18 protein-coding genes are annotated in these 18983 nt (G+C 63.6%); 11 read left to right on the top strand and 7 right to left on the bottom strand.

The annotated features are described in order from the left end of the window. Positions 1–16 precede the first annotated feature (16 nt). The 4 genes from ACLEJW_RS09590 to ACLEJW_RS09575 form a co-directional block, all read right to left on the bottom strand. Positions 17–1270, bottom strand: coding sequence for an OprD family porin (locus tag ACLEJW_RS09590; RefSeq protein ID WP_313296708.1), 1254 nt, complete (start codon positions 1268–1270; stop codon positions 17–19). Positions 1271–1333: 63 nt separating this feature from the next. Further along, entirely contained in the window at positions 1334–2638 is a 1305-nt protein-coding gene (locus ACLEJW_RS09585) for a CitMHS family transporter (protein ID WP_313296706.1), read from the bottom strand. 122 nt (positions 2639–2760) lie between these two features. Beyond that, on the bottom strand, positions 2761–4074 hold the full coding sequence (dctA, locus tag ACLEJW_RS09580; protein WP_145182797.1) for a C4-dicarboxylate transporter DctA: 1314 nt from the start codon (positions 4072–4074) through the stop codon (positions 2761–2763). Between the two features lie 63 nt (positions 4075–4137). After that, positions 4138–5217, bottom strand: a complete 1080-nt coding sequence (locus ACLEJW_RS09575) for a 4-oxalomesaconate tautomerase (RefSeq protein WP_313296701.1) — start codon at positions 5215–5217, stop codon at positions 4138–4140. A 145-nt stretch (positions 5218–5362) separates the two neighbouring features. Between ACLEJW_RS09575 and ACLEJW_RS09570 the strand changes: the two genes are divergently transcribed. The 3 genes from ACLEJW_RS09570 to ACLEJW_RS09560 all read left to right on the top strand — a co-directional run bounded on the left by ACLEJW_RS09570 (position 5363) and on the right by ACLEJW_RS09560 (position 8817). Further along, a complete protein-coding gene (locus ACLEJW_RS09570; protein ID WP_145182774.1) occupies positions 5363–6256 on the top strand; it encodes a LysR family transcriptional regulator in 894 nt (297 codons plus the stop codon). Between the two features lie 89 nt (positions 6257–6345). Then, positions 6346–8103, top strand: a complete 1758-nt coding sequence (locus tag ACLEJW_RS09565; RefSeq protein ID WP_440777458.1) for an OPT family oligopeptide transporter — start codon at positions 6346–6348, stop codon at positions 8101–8103. A 21-nt stretch (positions 8104–8124) separates the two neighbouring features. Continuing rightward, positions 8125–8817, top strand: coding sequence for a DUF421 domain-containing protein (locus ACLEJW_RS09560; protein ID WP_313296694.1), 693 nt, complete (start codon positions 8125–8127; stop codon positions 8815–8817). A gap of 16 nt (positions 8818–8833) precedes the next feature. Here the strand turns inward: ACLEJW_RS09560 and ACLEJW_RS09555 are convergent, their stop codons facing one another. Then, positions 8834–10168: an APC family permease gene (locus tag ACLEJW_RS09555; RefSeq protein WP_440777457.1), complete on the bottom strand. Its 1335-nt coding sequence runs from the start codon at positions 10166–10168 to the stop codon at positions 8834–8836. Positions 10169–10346: 178 nt separating this feature from the next. Here ACLEJW_RS09555 and ACLEJW_RS09550 point away from each other — a divergent pair, with 178 nt between their 5' ends. From ACLEJW_RS09550 to ACLEJW_RS09540, 3 genes are all read left to right on the top strand, one after another. Continuing rightward, complete coding sequence (locus ACLEJW_RS09550; protein WP_440777456.1) at positions 10347–10874, top strand: DUF3455 domain-containing protein; 528 nt, start codon at positions 10347–10349, stop codon at positions 10872–10874. A gap of 101 nt (positions 10875–10975) precedes the next feature. Next, a complete protein-coding gene (locus tag ACLEJW_RS09545) occupies positions 10976–11524 on the top strand; it encodes a sigma-70 family RNA polymerase sigma factor (RefSeq protein WP_313456563.1) in 549 nt (182 codons plus the stop codon). Next, positions 11521–12210 (top strand): anti-sigma factor, encoded by a 690-nt coding sequence (locus tag ACLEJW_RS09540; protein WP_440777455.1) that lies wholly within the window; start codon positions 11521–11523, stop codon positions 12208–12210. Before ACLEJW_RS09545 ends, ACLEJW_RS09540 begins: the two co-directional genes overlap by 4 nt. On the opposite strand, the gene ACLEJW_RS09535 is transcribed toward ACLEJW_RS09540, so the two are convergent. Beyond that, entirely contained in the window at positions 12207–13376 is a 1170-nt protein-coding gene (locus tag ACLEJW_RS09535) for an MFS transporter (RefSeq protein ID WP_145182755.1), read from the bottom strand. The two genes, ACLEJW_RS09540 and ACLEJW_RS09535, sit on opposite strands and share 4 nt — an antisense overlap. After that, entirely contained in the window at positions 13369–14181 is an 813-nt protein-coding gene (locus ACLEJW_RS09530; protein ID WP_313296681.1) for an alpha/beta fold hydrolase, read from the bottom strand. Before ACLEJW_RS09530 ends, ACLEJW_RS09535 begins: the two co-directional genes overlap by 8 nt. Before the next feature lie 137 nt (positions 14182–14318). Between ACLEJW_RS09530 and ACLEJW_RS09525 the strand changes: the two genes are divergently transcribed. From ACLEJW_RS09525 to ACLEJW_RS09505, 5 genes are all read left to right on the top strand, one after another. Further along, entirely contained in the window at positions 14319–14813 is a 495-nt protein-coding gene (locus ACLEJW_RS09525; RefSeq protein WP_440777454.1) for a MarR family winged helix-turn-helix transcriptional regulator, read from the top strand. 25 nt (positions 14814–14838) lie between these two features. Beyond that, positions 14839–15777 carry a LysR family transcriptional regulator gene (locus ACLEJW_RS09520; protein WP_145182749.1) on the top strand — a complete coding sequence of 313 codons (939 nt, stop codon included), beginning with the start codon at positions 14839–14841 and terminating at the stop codon, positions 15775–15777. A 130-nt stretch (positions 15778–15907) separates the two neighbouring features. Next, entirely contained in the window at positions 15908–16840 is a 933-nt protein-coding gene (locus tag ACLEJW_RS09515; RefSeq protein ID WP_145182746.1) for a TauD/TfdA family dioxygenase, read from the top strand. Beyond that, complete coding sequence (locus ACLEJW_RS09510; protein ID WP_145182742.1) at positions 16837–18318, top strand: AMP-binding protein; 1482 nt, start codon at positions 16837–16839, stop codon at positions 18316–18318. The genes ACLEJW_RS09515 and ACLEJW_RS09510 overlap by 4 nt, the downstream gene beginning before the upstream one ends. Before the next feature lie 10 nt (positions 18319–18328). Beyond that, the gene (locus ACLEJW_RS09505; protein ID WP_313296671.1) at positions 18329–18940 is read left to right on the top strand and encodes a thermostable hemolysin; all 612 of its coding nucleotides are present in this window, start codon (positions 18329–18331) and stop codon (positions 18938–18940) included. The last annotated feature ends 43 nt before the right edge of the window (positions 18941–18983 follow it).

Here is an 18983-nt window from a genome sequence, read left to right as displayed (position 1 = left end):
GTCCCCCGGTCTGGCCTCACCAGATGGCGATGTCGTAGGTCAGGTAGATGCGGTTGCTGTCGCGCCCACGGGCAAAGTCCGAGCGGTACACGTAGTTACGCAGCTTCACTCCCAGGCCCTTCGCCGGCCCGGCCTGCACCACGTAGGCCAGCTCCATGTCCCGTTCCCATTCGGCCAGCCCGTTCTCGCCCGAGCGGCCGTTATCGCCGCTCAGGTAGCGCGCCATGAACGTCAGGCCCGGCACGCCAGCGGCCGCAAAGTTGTAGGCATAACTGGCCATCCAGGTTTTTTCGTCCTCCTCGATGAATTTGCCGATCCCAACGTTGCTGAACGAATACACCGTCGCACCGCTGACGTAGGGCAGCCCGCCCTGGCCGTCGAGTACCTGGTAGCCGGCGCCGAAAGTGTGCCCCGCCAGGCTGTAGGCCAGTTGCCCGCTGTACATGTGATTGTCCAGGCTGCCTGTGTAGCCGGCACCGTGGTCGCGGCTTTGGAAGTAGCGCAGGTCGGTGGTCAACACGCCTGCGCCGATGGGCAGTTCATGCACCAGGCCCAGATAGCGCTGACGGTAGAAATCATCGAGCTGGCCCTGATACAGGCTGATGCGCAGTCCCTTGCCGAGCGCATAGTCTGCACCGGCGAAGCTGAAGTCGCCTGATTCCGGACCCGCGTAGCCGTCGGCATACAAGCCCGTGCTGTCGGCTGAATCGCGTTGTTTGAAACGCTCCAGGCGCCCGGCGGTGAAGGCCAGGCCGTCGATGTCGGTACTGGTCAACTGGGTGCCCTGGAAGGTCTGCGGCAACAGACGGGCGTCGTTATGCACCAGTACCGGCAACTTGGGCAACAACGTGCCATGGCGTACCACGGTCTTGCCCAGCCTGGCCTTGGCGGTGAACCCGGCGCTGCTGAATTCGTCCGCCGCGCGGCCATCGTCATGCACCGGCAGCAAGCCCGTACCGCTGCGTCCGCGACCGGAGTCGAGCCGCACGCCCAGCAACCCCAGCGCATCCACGCCCAGGCCGAGGGTGCCGCTGGTAAACCCGGACTGGTAGTCGAGCAGCGCGCCTTGGGCCCACTCGACCCGCTCGCTCTTCGCGTTGGCAGCGGCGCGCGCGCTCATGCCGTGCTCGTCACGGAAGTTTTCATTGAAGTACACATTGCGCAGCTGCAGCTTGAGCTTGCTGTCGTGGATCAAGCCGGCAGCGCCGGCAACGGGCAAGCAGCCGCACAGCAGGCCGCAGGTTGCCACACGCAGAATGACAGGCGTCATGTTCGATGCTCTTTTAATTGTTGTTGGCGCGAAGGCCGGGCGCAGCTTGCTGCCCGGCCCGTCTCAGACGAAGAACGACAAGGCGCCGGTAGCGACGGCCAGGGCGGTGATGACCAGCGAAGTGAGCACCGCCCATTTGACGGTGGCTTTCTGGAAGTCGCCGATATCCCGGTCGACCATGCCCACCAGCAGCAGCGTGGAAGCCACCAATGGGCTCATCAGGTGCACCGGCTGGCCGAGTACCGACGCGCGGGCGATCTCCAACGGATCGATGCCGTAGGCCGCTGCAGCGTTGGCCAGGATCGGCACCACGCCGAAGTAGTAGGCGTCGTTGGAGAGCACGAAGGTCAGCGGCATGCTGGTCAGCGCCACCACCAGCGGGAACCAGTGGCTCCACGAGTCGGGAATCCAGTCGACCAAGGTCTGCGCCAGCGCATCGACCATCTTGGTGCCGGAGAAGATGCCGGCGAAGATACCCGCAGCGAACACCAGCAGCACCACCGTCATGGCATTGCCCGAGTGCGCGAGAATTCGCTCCTTTTGCAGCTCGAGTTGCGGGTAGTTGATCATCAGCGCGGCGACGAAGCCGATCATGAACAGGATCGCCGCATGCATCACGCCCAGCACCAGCGCGATCATCACTGCCACCACCAGCGCCAGGTTGATGTAGGCCAGGCGCGGGCGCTTGTGCGGGGTGTCCTCGAGAATCGCCTTGATGTAGCAGTTACCCCCGCCAGACTCGAGCTTGATGTTGCCGATGCGCCTGCGCTCGGCGCGGCCCAGCCAGAACGCCGTGAACACCACCCAGGCAGCGCCGCCGGCCATGGTCGGCAGCATGGGGATGAAGTACTCGCTGGCATCCAGTCCCAAGGCTGCGATGGCACGGGTGGCCGGTCCACCCCAAGGGCTCAGCCCACTCATGATGCTCAACGACAGCATCGCTACCGTGGCCAGCACCATCGGGTTCATGCCGATGCGCTTGTACAGCGGCAACATCGCCGCGCAGGTAATCATGTAGGTGGTGGTGCCGTCACCGTCCAGGGCCACCAGCAATGACAACAGCGCAGTGCCGATGGCGATCTTGATCGGGTCGCCGTTGACGCGCTTGAGAATCTTGCGAATCAGTGGGTCGAAGAGGCCGGCGTCGATCATCAAACCGAAGAACAGGATGGCGAACAGCAGCAGCGCGGCGGACGGTGCGACCATCTTCAAGCCATCGAGCATCATCTTGCCGGTGGTCGGGGCGAAACCGCCGATGACCGCGAAGACGATCGGCACCACCGTCAGGGCAACGATGGGCGACAAGCGTTTGCTCATGATCAAGTAGGTGAAGGTCACCACCATGACCAGTCCAAGCAATGCGAGCATGATTGGGTTCTCTTGTTTTTATTCTGTGCAAGGCTTGCTGCGGGCAGCAGGCCGCCTGCCCACTGCGCATCGTGCCGATGCTCAGTGGGATTCTAATCAACGTCTGGGGGCTTGGCTGGGGCTTAGCCGATCTGCCGAGGCGGCGCCGACCACTGGCTTTGTTCAGCCAGCGCGGGACTCGGCAGCGCTGCGCCGCGGTCGAGTGCGCGCAGCAGGGTCTGCCGTTCGCAGGCGTTTTCCGACAGTGAGATCACCACGGTGGCGACCGCGTTGCTGGCAAGACTGGTCAGCGCCCGCGCCTCGGACATGAAGCGATCGATACCGATCAACAAGGCCAACCCTGCCAGCGGAATGTCGTGGATCACGGTCAAGGTCGAGGCCAGCGCAACGAAGCCGCTGCCGGTGACCCCTGCAGCCCCCTTGGAGGACAGCAGCATGATCGCAAGCATGGTGACGGTCTGGCCAAGCGTCAGGTCGATGTTGCAGGCCTGGGCAATGAAGATCGCCGCCAGCGACAGGTAGATCGCCGTGCCATCGAGGTTGAACGAATAGCCAGTGGGCAGCACCAGGCCGACCACGCCTTTCTTGCAGCCCAGTGCCTCGAGTTTTTCCAGCATGCGCGGCATCACCGGCTCGGTGGACGAAGTGCCGAGCACCACCAGAAACTCCTCGCGCAAGTAGCGCAGCAGTTTCCACAGGCTGAACCCGTGCGCCCGGCACAGGCCACCGAGCACCACCAGCACGAAGAACGCACAGGCGATGTACAACGTACCAATCAGCTTGGCCAGTGAGCCGAGCGAGGTGACCCCGTACTGGCCCACGGTGAACGCCAGCGCGCCGAACGCACCGACCGGGGCGAAGCGCATCAGGTAGCCGAAGATACGGAACACCATGCCCGAGGCCGACTCCAGCACGTGCAGCACCGGCTTGCCCTTCTCGCCCATGGAGGACAAGGCAAAACCACTGAGCACGGCGATGAACAGCACCGGCAGCACTTCACCCTTGCTGAAGGCGCCGACGAAGGTGTCGGGGATGATGTGCATGAAGAAGTCCACTACCGACAACTTGGCAGCCGATGCAGTGTACTGGCTCAGGCCCGCTGTACTGAGGGTCGAGGGGTCGATATTCATGCCCACGCCCGGGCGCAGCAGATAGACCGCCGCCAGGCCGATCATCAGGCTGATGACCGTGAGGATCAAGAACAGCAACAACGTCTTGCTCATCAGCCGCCCCAGCGAGCGCTTGTCGGTCATGCCGGCGATGCCGGTAACAATGGTGCAGAACACCACCGGGGCGATCATCATCTTGATCAACTTGATGAAGGCATCGCCCAGCGGTTTGAGCGCAACGGCCTGTTGCGCCCAGAAGTGCCCGACCACCACGCCCAGCAGGACGGCGCAGATGATCTGGAAGTACAGCGATTTGACGAGTTTCATCGGCATCACCCTTGTTGAAATTGTATGGATGCGCTTATCGAATGGGTATCTGGGTCGTACGGATCAGCCCGCCAGCCTGCGCGCCTGCGCGGCATACACGAAACCTGAGAACAGCCGTCGCGCGGTGCGCACCACCGACGCCTGCAAGGTCTTGCCATCGGCACCGCTGCGCGTCAGGGCCACGTCGATGCCGCCGCTGGGGTGTTCCAGGCGCACTTCGCTCAACTGTTCGGCAGCCTCGCCAAGCAGTTGCAGGGTTACCGTGCCAGGGCTGACGCAGGCAGTGGCCAGCCCTATCGCGCCGGTAATCGCCAGGGCGCGGTGACAGTTGTGCGGCATGAAATAGCGCACCTGCAGGGTGCCGTCGTACCGCGGCGGCGAAACCAGCACCGGCTTGGGAATCACCATGGCGCTGACATCGCCCAGGCCCATGGCCTTGCCGGCCTTGATTCGCAGCGCTTCCAGACGCTGCAGCAAGGCCCCGTCGGCATCCAGCTGCGCCGGCGTTTCGCTGCCGCTGACGCCCAGTTCACGGGCATCGACGATCATCATCGGCATGGCCATGTCGATGCAGGTGACCGGCACGCCGTCGATCACATCCCGGGCGTTGCCGGTGGGAAACAACTTGCCGGTCTTGCTGCCCACGGCGTCGAGGAAGGTCAGGTGCACCGGCGCGGCAGTGCCCGGCACGCCATCGATGGCTGTACGCCCCTCGTAGCGCACCACGCCGCCAGGGGTCTGCACCCGTGAGTTGACGAACGTGTTGGTATTGAGGTTACGAATGCGCACCAGGGTAGTGCCTTCATCGGCCTTGACCAGCCCCTGCTCGATGGCGAACGGCCCCACCGCACACAGCATGTTGCCGCAGTTCGGGGCGGTGTCGACGCGGCGCTGGGCGACCATGACCTGCACGAACAGGTAGTCGACATCGGCATCGGCATGCAACGAGGGGCTGATGATCGCCACCTTGCTGGTCTGCGGGCTGCCGCCACCTATTCCGTCGATTTCCAGCTCATGGCCCGAGCCCATGAGGTTGATCAGCAACTCGTCGCGCTCCACCACATTGGTCGGCAAGTCCCAGGCGTGAAAAAACGGGCCTTTGGAGGTACCGCCGCGCATCAGTACACAGGGAATACGTTGCATGATTTCTGACTCTTGTTGATCAATAGGCTTCATTGATGTGTTAGAAACAAGAGTGACAGGCCGCGATAAATCAATTCAATGCAAAGATCGGAGCGATTATTGCGTTTCGCGAACAAATTAACCGACTGCTGACCGAGCGCCGAGCATGGAATATGAACTGGTAGATGTCAGATCTTTCGTGAAGATCGCTGAAATTGGCAGCTTTCACGAGGCAGCCGAAGCGCTGCATGTGTCGCAATCGGCGCTCAGTAGGCGAATCAAGAAGCTTGAGGACGGCCTCGGCACTCCCTTGCTCGAACGCACCACCCGGCGCGTCGGGCTGACCAGCGTCGGGCGTGATTTTCTTCCCAAGGCCAGACGCCTGCTCGATGACTTCGAAGACTCGATCATGAGCATTCGTGAACTGGCCGAGCGCCAGACCGGACAAGTGACCCTGGCGTGCATCCCGACGGCAGCCTTCTATTTTCTGCCCTCGGTGATCCGCGATTACAACGAGCAATACCCCAAGATCCGCATCCGATTACTTGACCTGAGCGCCAACGATGGGCTCGAGGCAGTGTTGCGTGGCGAGGCTGACTTTGGCATCAACATGATGAGCGGGCAGCATCCGGATATCGAATTCGTGCCTTTGGTGGAGGAGCACTTCGTACTGGCCTGCCGCCGCGACCACGCCTTGGCCAAGCGCCGGGCAGTGACCTGGGCCGAGCTTGCCGACTACCGATTGATCGGCGTGGGCCGCCTGAGCGGCAATCGCATGCTGCTCGACCATGCCCTGGCGGGCCTGAGCTTTCGCCCCAAGTGGTTCTACGAGGTGCAGCACTTGTCCACCTCGCTGGGCATGGTCGAGGCGGGGCTTGGGATTTCCGCGATGCCTAGCCTGGCGATGCCGGCGGCTGACCACCCTACCCTGGTCAGCGTGCCGCTGACCGAGCCGGTGGTTACGCGCACTCTGGGCCTGGTTTATCGGCGCGGCGCCTCGCTGTCGCCAGCAGCGGAAAAATTCGTCTCGATCCTGCTGGCGAAGTGGCCGAACCAGTGACCGCGCCGCAGGCGCGGCGGGGTGAACCTTCAGGGCAAATGGCGCTCAGTTGAGCAGACCCTCGCGCGCGACATCGACAAAGGATTGCCATGGCAAACGCTTCACCCACCGCCCTCCCGCCGCTTGGCCCGCAACGGGAGCTGAGCCTGCGCGCGGTGCTGACCGGCGCGGTACTGGGCATCTTGCTCACCCCCTCCAATGTCTATGCCGGGCTCAAGATCGGCTGGTCGTTCAACATGTCGATCATCGCCTTGCTGGTCGGCTTCGCCCTGTGGCAGCGTCTGGCTACCCGTTCGAGCGCACAGCCCAGCTGGACGCTGCATGAAAGCAACATCAACCAGACCGTGGCCTCGGCGGCCGCTTCGATCGTTTCCGGTGGCCTGGTCGCGCCGCTGCCCGCCTATACCCTGCTGACCGGGCAGCAGCTGGACCCGCTGCCGATGATGGCCTGGGTATTTTCGGTGAGCTTCCTCGGCATCTGGATCGCCTGGTACCTGCGCCCCACCCTGCTCAACGATGCGGATCTGAAGTTTCCGGAGGGTATGGCGACGCTGGAAACCCTGCAGCAGATCTACAACGAGGGCAGCGAAGCCCTGGCACGGATCAAGGTGTTGTGCAGCGCCGGGTTGTTATCGGCAGCGGTGAAATGGCTCGATGGCTTTCTCTGGAGCATACCGCGCTGGGCGCCGACGCCGGCGCTTGAGCGGCTGACCTTCACCCTTGATCCGTCGATGCTGTTGATCGGCTTCGGCGGCATCATCGGCCTGCGCGTGGGCCTGACCTTGCTCGGCGGCGCAGCGTTGGCCTGGGGTGGTCTGGCCCCAGCACTGATTGCGCAGGGCTGGGTGACGCTCGATGCCAACGCCAGCGGCCCACAATTTGCCGCACTGGTGGAGTGGTTGCTATGGCCCGGGGTCAGCCTGATGGTGTGCGCGACCCTGACCTCGTTGGCGATGCGCCTGCTGCAAGGACGCAAACGGCGGTCCCAGCAGCGCCGCGCGCACTCCCCAGCCCAGGCCGGCGTGGGCCTGTCGCCTTGGCCGATCGCAGGCTTGTTCACTGCGGTGGCCCTGGTCGTCACCCTGCAGGCGCTGTTGTTCGCCATCGATTGGTGGATGGCGCTGCTGAGCATCCCGCTGGCCGTGTGCCTGGCGGTGGTCGCTGCCCGCGTGGTTGGCGCCACCGGTATCGCGCCGATCGGCGCCATCGGCAAGCTGTCGCAGCTGAGCTTCGGCGTGGTCGCCCCTGGCCAGGTGGCGATCAACCTGATGAGCGCCAATACCGCCGGTGGCGCCGCCGGGCAGTCGACTGACCTGATGAACGATTTCAAGGTCGGCCAGGCCATCGGCGCGACGCCGCACAAGCAGTTGATCGCGCAATGCATCGGCATTTTCCTCGGCAGCGTGGTTGGCGTGCTGGTGTACCTGATGCTGATCCCCGACCCGCACAGCCAGTTGCTTACCAGCCAGTGGCCGGCACCTGCGGTGGCGACCTGGAAAGCCGTTGCGCAGACCCTGACCCAGGGCCTCGGCGCACTGTCGCCTGCGGTGCAGTGGGCGATCGTCGCCGGCAGTGCCATGGGTGTGCTGCTTGGCGTGCTGGACAGCAGGCTGGCACCGCGCATCGCCCGTTGCTTGCCAAGCACCGCGGCGCTGGGGCTGGCCTTCATACTGCCAGCCTCGATCAGTCTGATGATGGGCTTGGGCGCGGTACTGACCTGGCTGGTCAGTTGCCGTTGGCCGAACATTACCCAGCGCTTTGCGATCACAACAGCAGCGGGGTTGATCGCTGGGGAAAGCATCATGGGTGTAGGCGCATCGTTCTGGGAAATGCTGCGCGCGTTCTAGGGCTTCGAGGAGAGCGACACGATGGTAGCGTTCGATCTGCAACGGATGCTGTTGGGCGAGTTGCCGGGCACGTTCCTAATGGAAGTGGCGGTGCGCGCACTGGCGGCCTTTCTCGCCGTGTTCCTGTTCCTGAAATTCAGCGGTCGGCGGGGCATCAAGCAACTGTCGCGCTTCGAGCTGGTGGTCATCCTGACGCTGGGTTCGGCCGCAGGCGACGTCACCTTCTACGAGGACGTGCCGCTGTTACCGGTGGCGCTGGTGTTCATCACGCTCCTGCTGCTGTACCGCGGCACGGTGTTTCTCATGCGCAAGAGCAAAGCCTGCGAAGCGTGGATCGACGGGGTGCCGATCACCGTGGTCAAGGACGGCATGTACGAGATCCATTCGCTGCGCAACCTGAACATCTCGTCCAACGAGCTGTTCATGGAGCTGCGCCAGCTCGGCGTCGAGCACCTGGGCCAGGTACGCCTCGGGCTGCTGGAAACCGACGGCGAGCTGAGCCTTTACTTCTATGCACCCGAGGACACGCGCGCAGGTTTGTCGGTGCTGCCGGTCGAGCACCGGCCGGAGTACCGGACATTCCCAGGCGCGGGGGTGTATTGCTGCGTAAGCTGCGGCGCTGCGGCCTATCACGAGGCCGAGCAGACAGCGGTGTGCGAGCGTTGCGGCCACGATGTGTGGTCTGCCGCACTGACCGCTCCACGTAACCGTTAATGGTGGCAGCGGCGGCTCACTCCGGGGTTTGGCCAGGCTCCACGTGGCGCTCGCGAGCAGCCGGTCGCCACCAGCGGGCCAGGCCGTAAAGCACCGCGCCGAGGGCCAGCAAAACCCCGGCGCGCAGCCAGTTTTGCCATGGCTGTTGGCTCATCAAGAGCAAGCAGGAGGCGATCGCCAGCACGGGCACCAAAGCCGGTACCTTGAAGTGCGCCTCAGCGATCTTGTCGCGTTTCAACACCAACACCGCCAGGTTGGTACTGAGGAACACCACCAGCAGCAACAGCACCACCGTCTCGGCCAGCACCTGCAGCGAGCCCGTGAAGGTCAGCAGGATGGCCAGCGCCGTGGTCGCGACGATGGCGTAGCCCGGTGTCCGGCGCTGCGGCAATACGCGCCCCAGCACCTGTGGAATCAATCCCTCACGGGCCATGCCCCAGGCCAGGCGGCTGGCCATGATCATGGTCAGCAAGGCCCCATTGGCCACCGCGATGAGGGCGATCACGGCAAACACCCCCTGCGGCACGCCCAACTGCGCACGGTGCACGATATCCATCAAGGGCGTCGCCGCCGCGATCAGTTGCGGCACGGGCATCACCAGTGCGGCACCGGCGCCGATGGCCAGGTAGACGACACCGGCGATGAGCAACGCGCCGAACAGGGCCCGTGGATAGGTGCGGCGTACGTCCTTGATTTCTTCGGCCAGGTTGGCCGAAGTTTCGAAGCCCACATACGAATAGAACGCCAGCAAGGCCCCGGCCAATACCGCCCCGCCCGGCCCATGGCCGCCAAAGTCGAGCAAGCGCGCGGGCTCGGCGTGACCTTGCCCGCTGAGCACCGCAACGGCGACCAGCACCAGCACCAGACCGCTCAGCTCGATGAGGGTCATGACCAGGTTGGCGCCCAGCGATTCCTTGATGCCGCGCAGGTTGAGCAAGGCGATGGCGACCAGGAACAACGGCGCGAGCACTGCCGAGGGCCAGTCGATGAATACCCGCAGGTATTCACCGGCGAAGGCCAGTGCCAGGCCCGCTGCACTGGTGATGCCAGCAGCGAGCATGGCGAAACCGACCAGAAACGCCAACAACGGTGAACCGAACGCCCGCCGCGCGAATACCGCCGCACCGCCTGCGCGCGGGTACTTGCTGACCAGCTCGGCATACGATGCCGCCGTCAGCAGCGCGAACAACAAGGCCATGCCCAGCGGCGCCCAGAGGGCTCCGCCGGCTCTGTCGGCAATCGCTCCAGCCAGGGCATAGACTCCGGCGCCCAACACATCGCCGAGAATGAAAAACACCAGTAGCTGGGTGCCGATCGCGCGTTTGAGTGGGACTGCGGCTTGGCTTGCCATCGGTGCTCGCTCCTTGTGCTCGAGGGTCATGGCGCTGTGACTGGGAGCGAGTCGGCAGGGTTCAGATCGATTGCGCTGGTTTTTTTTCACACCCCTGCATCCAGAACGGCAACTGGCGGGTAGTTAGGAGCAGGCAGCTTGTCGCTGTCCACCCAATGACCTGTCAGGAGTACTGCCCATGAACGTCAAAACTTCCGCCAGCCTGTTCGTCTGCACGCTGGCCCTGGCGCTGCAAACCGTGCATGCCCAGAGCGCAGTGCCACAACCGATCCAGGTGCCCGATGGGCACAAGGTGCTGCTGGAAACCGTCGGCGTCGGTGAGATCACTTACGAGTGCCGCGACAAGCCCAACGCGGCAGGCCAGACCGAATGGACTTTCGTCGGCCCCAAGGCGGTGCTCAATGACCGCAGCGGCAAGGCCGTTGGCGATTATTTCGGCCCGCCCGCCACCTGGCAGGCCAAGGATGGCTCGAAAGTGACCGGTACCCAGTTGGCCGTGGCGCCGGCTGGCGAAGGCGCCATTCCCTATCAACTGGTCAAAGCCAACCCGGCCGAAGGCAAAGGCGCCATGCAGGGCGTGAGCTACATCCAGCGCCTGGCGACCCGCGGTGGCGTGGCCCCGGCCAGTGGCTGCAGCGCACAGACCAAAGGCAGCCAGCAAATGGTGCAGTATCAGGCTGACTACGTGTTCTGGACCGCCAATTAATCCAGCCTGGGGCCCACACCCGGCGCCCGATGATCTACGCTCCTGGCAAGGCCCCGGCACTGTGGTCGGGGTCACTTGCCTGACGCAAGGATGCACCGCCCTTGAATTCATCTGTTGCGCCGTTTGACTTCCAGCAGTGTCTGCACGCCTGCGCGCAAGGCGAGCGCCGCGCGTTGCAGGCACTCTACGACCACGAAGGTGCGCGCCTGCTTGGCGTAGCGCGGCGCATCGCCCGCGACGACGCCATGGCTGAAGACATCGTCCACGACGCGTTCATTCGCATCTGGACCGGCGCCGCCAGCTACGACCCGGCGCGCGGTTCGGCGCGCGGCTGGATCTACAGCATCACTCGGCACCTGGCGCTCAACGCCATACGCGCCAGGCGCCGCGAGACGCTGCTTGAAGAAGGCGAATTGGAAGCCGCCCATGGCCTGGACCAAGGCGTCGAACAGCTGCACAGCTGGAGTGGCTCGGCCAGGCTTTACCGCTGCCTCGAACGACTTCAGCCAGCGGCCCAGCGCTGCATCGTGCACGCCTATGTCGATGGCTGTAGCCACGCCGAAATCGCCGGTCTGCTCGGTGCGCCGTTGGGTACCGTCAAAGCCTGGATAAAGCGCAGCCTTACAGCGCTGCGGGAGTGCCTTGGATGAACGCCGAAGCTGCTCAAGCGCTGGATGTGCTCGCCGGAGAATACGTTCTGGGCACCCTCTCTGCCGAACAAGCCGCACTGGTCAGCGAACGTCTGGCGCGCGAACCTGCGCTGCGCGCGGCGGTGGATGCCTGGGAGGCGCGCCTGCTGGACTTGACCGCCCAAGCGCCAGCGCAAGCGCCGAGTGCCCGGCTGTGGCCGCGTATTCAACGCAGCCTGGACGCACAGGCAGCCCCTCGCCACGCGCACTGGTGGCAACGCCTGGTGCTCTGGCAAGGGCTCAGTGCCGCCGGCCTTGCCGCCAGCCTGGTGTTGGCCTGGACGCTGGTGCACGCCCCGGCGCCAACCACCGAATACCTGGTCGTGCTGGTGGCTCCCGACAGTCAGCAAGCTGGCTGGGTGGTGCAGGCCCATGACAGCCGTACCATCGAGCTGCTGCCACTGGGCCAAGACCCTGTGCCACAAGGCAAGGCGCTGCAATTCTGGACCAAAGGCGAACAGTGGGGCGCGCCGCTTTCGCTGGGACTGGTCAAGCCAGGCGAGCCCTACCGCGTGCCCAGCGGCAGCCTGCCGCCCCTGGAGCGCAACCAGCTGTTCGAGCTGACCCTGGAGCAGGCCGGTGGCTCGCCGAGCGGGCGGCCAACCGGTCCGGTGAAATTCATCGGCCGCGCGGTCAAGGTCATCTAGGCACCGCTGGCGTGCGCCGCTGGCACGACCGGCGGGCGCAGCAGCCTGGCCAGGCCCAGCAGGCACAGGGCGCCGATGACCATGATGCCCCAGGCCCAGTGCAACGAGCTCAGCTGATCGCGCACGATACCGGCGACCAGCGGCACGCTGGCCGCGATCAGGTAGCCACCGCCTTGCACGAAGGCCAGCAGCGCACCGGCCTGGGCCGGGGATTCAGCGTGATCGAGCGTGACAATGAGCGACAGCGGAAACAATGCGCCGATGCCAAGGCCCAGACACAAGGTGGCGAGGATGGCCAATTGCAGCGGTGCGCTCATCAGGCAGGCCAGACCGGCCAGCAACAGCACAATCACCACCGTCAATGGCTGGCGGCGGTCCGGGTAGCGATGGATCAGTGCCGACACCATCAGCCCGGCGGCCACCTCCGTGAGGGTCAAGGCACCCAACAGGTAACCGGCCTCGGCGGCACTCCAGCCAAGCTCCACATAAAACGGTGGCAACCACGCCAACACCAGGGTGTAGGCACCGGTGCCAATGCCGAAGAAGGCCAGCAGCAACCAGGCCCGGGCGCTGTCGTACGGCAACCTCGCCTCGGTGACACGCGCCGGGTCGCTACCGGCTGCCAGCACCCATGCGATCAAGCCGATCAGCGCAGGCAAAGCCGCCCAGCCGAGCGTCAGCTGCCAGCCGAAGGTTGCCGCGCCGGGGGCCGCGAAGGCAGCCGCCAGGGCTGCGCCGGCCATGATTCCGGTGGTGAACAACCCCATGAGCATGCCGGCGCTTTGCGGGTGGCTGCGCTTGAGAAACGCAGGCATCAGCGCCTGGATCATCGCGATGCCCACGCCGCCGAGCATCGCCGTGGCGATCAGCGCTGCGCCCGAGGTGACATAGGCGCGCGCCGCGCAACTGATGGCGATCAACGTGATGCCCAAGGCGACGCCTTTGATCTCGCCAATCAGGCGTAACAACCAGGGACCGCAGAGGGCGAACAAACCCATCATCATCACCGGGAGCGTGGTCAGCAGCCCGGCCTGCGCGCTGCTCAGGCCAAGGTCCTGCTGCAGAGTCCCGAGCAGCGGGCCGATGGCCGCCATGATCGGGCGCAGATTCAGGCCAATCAGCACGGCCAACAGGCCGACGCAGGCTTTACTCGGTACGTTACGCATGCTCAGGTTGCTCCTGCAGAAAACTGCCCATCGCCTGATTGAACGCTGGGGCGAGCGGAATGTTGAAGACGTGGCCGTCGCCCGCCAAAGTCAGCAGCTGAGCGTGGCCGATGCGCTCGCTCAGAAGCTCGGCTTCCGAACGCGGGCTGAGCTGGTCGCCTGTGGCCGCCAGCACCAGGGTCGCGGCCTGGATCGCTGGCAGCTGCTCTCTGAGGTCGTACTGCTGCATGCCCTGGCACCAGTGCACCTGGTTGGCGCTGGCCAGTTGCGCGGCCTGGGCATGCCAAGCCTGATACAGCCGTTGCCCACGATTGGACGCGGCGAACTCGGCTCCGACCAATGCCGGCCAGGTCGACTTGAAGCGCTTCAGGCACCCATCGGTTTGCCGCAGGCCGTCGGCCCAGTCGCTGAGCGTGGTTTGGCGGTGACCATCGTTCATGTGGGCGAAACTGGCGGCGATGATCAGCTTCTGCACGGCATGCGGCGCATGACAAGCCATCTCCAGCGCCACCATGCCGCCAAGCGACAGGCCGATGACATGCGTGGATTCCAACCCCAGGTGATCGAGCAGAGCAAGCATCTGCAGTGCCTGGGCGTGGGCTGTGATACCTTCCGGCGCACGGCTGGAGGCGCCGTGGCCCAGCAGGTCAGGTACGATGACGCGGTGCCCCAGATCCAGCAGCGCGCTGACCTGGGGCATCCAGGCGCGCCCACTGTTGCCCAGGCCATGCAGCAACAGCACCGGGCTGCCGGCTCCGGCGTCGTAGTAGTAGTGGCGGTGCGGCCCCTGTGTGAAAAATGCCATGTGTCTCTCCTGATCCTTCAGTCGCATGTTCGTCAAGATAACTTAACGTTAAGATACTTTAAAGGCGCTGGGGTTCAGGTTTGTGTGCGGGTTAACAGTGCTGAAGGGCACGATCGAGGGAAACGATGGACGATCATGTGGATTTCGTGGTGGCGCAGTGGGCGCAGGCGATGCCCGAGGTGGACGTTTCTTCCATGGCGATCTTCGGGCGCATGGTGCGCATCCATAAGCATCTGGAACGCCTGCGCGCCGAGGCGTTGGCCCAGTATGGCTTCAAGGAAGGCGAGTTCGACGTGCTGGCCACGTTGCGCCGTGCAGGGGCACCGTATCGGCTCACCCCCACCGAGCTGTACCGCTCGCTGCTGATTACCTCCGGTGCCATGACCAATCGGCTGGCACGGCTGGAAAGCGCCGGCATGGTCGAGCGGATCGCCGACAGCCAGGACAAGCGCAGCTCGCACGTCGCGTTGACCGCCGGGGGGAAGGAATTGATCGACCAGGCCGTCCTTACCCATACCGAAATACAAGAGTTGGTATTGGCACCTTTGAATGAACAACAGCGCGCGGACTTTGCGCAATTGTTGAAGCACGTGCTCGTGCATTTGCCCGGCGAGGGCGCGCCAACACCATGAACTGGAATATTCAGGAGGAATTTCCATGCTTCACAGCAACTACCTCAAGCAGTTGGACCTGCAGGACATCGTGGTGTTTCTCAACTTGCTGGAGTTGCGCAGTGCCAAACGCACCGCCGAGCTGATGAGCGTGAGCCAGCCGACGGTCAGCTATTGCCTGAAGCGGCTGCGTGGCTGCTTCGACGACACGTTGTTTTCTTCATCTCAAGGGGTGCTGCAACCGACCAGCAAGGCCGAGAAGATCGCGCCTTATCTGCGCGTAGTGGTCGAGTCGGTCAACCGCTGCGCCGAAGACGAAAGCCAGGCAGCTGCGCAAGCCGTGCGCAAGATCTGGCGGCTCTGCGCGCCGGAGTACTTCGAGCTGTCGTTCCTGCCGCAAACCCTGGCGATGCTGTCGCGCACGCATGCCAATACGTCGCTGCACCTCGACCGCCTGAGCCGCGACCTGCCGGTGGATCAGTTGATGTCAGGGGAAATCGACATCGCCATCGGCTTCGGTCCGGGTTATCACCAGATGCACCCAGAGTTGCAGTGGCAAGCGATAGTCAACGACGATTTTGTCTGCCTGACCAGTCAAAACGGGTTGGCCAACGACGCGGCCATGAGTCTGGATGAATTCTGCGCCTCGCCCCATGTGTTCCCAACACCGTGGATTTCGGAAAAGAACATGGTCGACAGCTGGCTGGATAAAGTCGGCCGTTCGCGCAACGTGCTGGTACGCGCCAATGGTTACCAAGCCTGCGTGAACATCGTCGCCGCAGTACCGGCCACGCTCGCACTGCCGGCACGCCTGTTGCCGCACCTGCGCATTGCGCCATCTGTGAAAGTCTGCCAACCGCCGCTGGGCTTCCCGACATTCACCTTGGACATGATCTGGGCGCGCGACCGTAGTGACAGCAAAGATATTGGCAGCCTGCGCCGGTTGATCGAACAGGTGGCCGAGGTGTTGTTGACGGAACGATGAAACGGGCTTTTAAATTTTCACCACGCTTTTAGATTTCTTAAAACCAGCCAGCCGCTCATTTCTCTTATCGTGTGGTCATCGGGTAGCGCAAGACCTACCTGAGTCCCACACTTTCATGGAGGAATGAGTCATGCTGGCGCACGCCGAACCTTTAGTGTTTCCCTACTTCCGACAACCGACGCCGTGCTACGGCTTCGAGTGTGTCATTGCGGTCGATCGCGACATGCGTGTAAGCGATTCGATCAGCGCCGCTTCTTTATATGAAGACCTCGCCCACAGTGGTGCGGTGATCTATCGCGACTTCGCCGACAGCCTGTCCGACTTCAACGAATTCGTCAGTGCGCATTCGTCGCGGGTCACCTTCGATCCCGCGCGCAAGGCAGCTACGGCCAATACCGCCGAGATCGAAGCCGGTATTCACGAAATGGGCTTGCACCGCGAAAACGGCAACCTGCCGTTCAACCCTGACTTGCAGTGGTTTTATTGCCTGGAAGCCGCAGATGTCGGTTCGCAGACCACACTGTGCGATGGCCAGCGGGTGCTGTTCGATCTGTCGGCAAAAACCCGCAAGTTGTTCGAACAGCGCGAGATCCGCTATAGCCGGCGCATCCCTTGGCAAAACGTCAAACGCTTCCTGAGCATTGAACTGCAACTGCCGCTCGAGGCCATTACCGACGAACACCTGCAACAGGTCAATGATCAGGTGGCAGGGCAAACCTATCGGCGCATCGACCAGAACCTGATTGCCTCGCAGTTGATCATTTCGGCGGTGGAAACCAGCTGTTTCAGTGGCCGCAAGGCGTTCTGCAATTCGATGCTCGGCCCCAGCGTCAACTACGAACCGCCGCGTATCACCTGGAGCGACGGTGAAGATATCGCCCTGGAAATCTGGGATGAAATCAAGGAAGTGACCGAGCGCAATACCTATAGCCACTTCTGGCAGAAAGGCGATGTCATCGTCATCGACAACACCCGCGTCATGCACGGCCGTCGCCGTCTGGATGACCCTTCGCGACGCATTTTCGGCGCGCAAAGCTACCGCCTGGGAGGCAACGGCCAATGATCAGCCAAAAGATGCAGGACTATCTCGCAAGCACGCCTGACCGCGTCGTCATCCGTGAAATGGACGGCCGTGAATACACCTTGCACGAGCTGCGCCGCGACGTCCTGCGCCTGGCCAGCGCCCTGGAGGGGCGCGTGGGGCGCTGCGAACGCAAAGTGTTCGGGATTGCCATGCGTTCGTGCTACGAGTGGGTCTATACCCTGCTGGCCATTCAAAAGGTCGGTGCGGTGCTGCTGCCGGTGCCGATCGAGTTCTCCGACGACCAGATCGCCAGTTTGCTGGGCAAGGCCGCAGCCGTACTGGTGCGCGATGAAAAAACCGCCAAACGGCTGCACAACATCCTGCCGGACAAGCCCTGCTTCATTCCCGGCCAGTTGATGACCCAGGCCATCGGGGAAGAATGGCGCAATGAGGACGAGCTGATTCCGGACGGTATCGTTTCGATCATCCATACCTCTGGCACCACCTCCAAACCCAAGGGCGTGATGATTCGCGACGAGGCGGTCAGCCTGTTGGTGGACAACGTCATGAAGCGCTTGCCCCAGCAGCCGCTGCATTATTTCTCGATCGTGCCAATGAGCTTGCTGATCGAGCAGGTGCTGGGCGTGTTCATCCCGATCCTGTCCGGCGGCACCCTTACGCTGATGCCCGAAGGCGTGCCCGAGTATGGCGCGGCAAGCGGTAACGCCAGGCACTATCTGGAGCTGATCGCACCCAACGAGCCGAACTTCCTCTACCTGCCGCCCAAGCTGCTGGAGGAAGCCAACACGCTGCTGCAGGACTGTTCGGTGCAGCAGCTGTTCGGTGCCCAGCACCCCCACATCATCACCGGCGGCGCGAAGATCCCGGTCAGCGTGCTGGAGGCGCTGGAAGCCCATGGCGTGCAGGTATTCGAGGCCTATGGCCTGAGCGAAAACTCCTCGATCATCTCGCTGAACTCGCCAGCCGAGCGGCGTATCGGTTCGGCCGGAAAGCTGCTCGACGGCATCGAGCCCAAGCTGGTCGACGGCGAGCTGCTGGTGCGCACGCCGACCCTGTGCGCCGGCTACTACAACGCCGATGACACGGCCTGCGACCTGTCGGACGGCTACCTGCACACTGGGGATATCGCCGAACTGCGCGACGGATTCCTGTACATCACCGGGCGCAAGAAGCACGTGATCATTCTTTCGACGGCGCGCAACATCTCGCCCGAGTGGGTCGAGAACGTCTACAAGGAAAGCCCGTTGGTTGACGACATGATCGTCATGGGCGAAGGCCAGGACGAGCCCTGCGCCATCGTGCTGAGCGGCGCCGGCAGCGATCAGGTACGCCGCGAAATGGCGCGCCTGGAACATCGCCTGGCCGACTTCGCCCGGGTCCGGCAGATTCGCGTGATCGAGGACATCGCCCAGTTCCGCGAGCAGTTCTACACCGTGACCGGGCGACCGCGACGGGCCGAGATCGAAGCGCGTTTCATCGACCAGATGTACGCCTGAGGAACGCCCCATGTACATCGTGCGTAATTTCTACAAAGGCCGGCCCGGCTACCGTTGCCTGCAGGAGGCGGTGCGTGCTCACTACCTCAAGCACTACGATGCCACCCCCGAGCCGCAGCCGGACGTGTTCGTGTGCCTGACCGGGTCCAACGGCGGCGCGCCAGGTTATGCCTGCGCCGGCATCAGCTACGGCGATTCGGGCAAGCTGTTCAGCGAGTACTACCTGGACCAAGGTCTGGATCAGCGTTACGGCCTGGACCGGGCGCGGATTGCCGAATTGGGCGCCTTCGCCTCGTTTCGCAGCGGCAGCGGCGCCGGCAAGTACCTGCTCAATAACGTGATCCAGACCTTGGCCCTGCGCAATTTCGGCCTGGTGGTGCTGACTGCGACCGAGCAGGTGCGCCAGCTGCTGACCCCGATCGTCGATACCCTCGACGATCTGGGCGGCGCCGATCAAGGCCGGGTCAAGGATCCGCAGGTCAATTGGGGTTCGTACTACCAACATGGCCCGCGCGTGGTGGCCGCGCGATTGTCGCCGCCGAGCATCTGGATGAGCGCACCGGCATCCGCCGCGGGCCTGGGCCATGCCCTGCCCTCTTTCAATCGCCAGGCCTCGGCCTGACCACGATGCGCGCCGGGCATCCGCTGCCCGGCGCGCCGGAGGT

Source organism: Pseudomonas sp. SMSB3, assembly GCF_052041965.1.
Classification (GTDB): Bacteria; Pseudomonadota; Gammaproteobacteria; order Pseudomonadales; family Pseudomonadaceae; genus Aquipseudomonas.
This window is presented reverse-complemented; position numbering and strand designations above follow the sequence as displayed.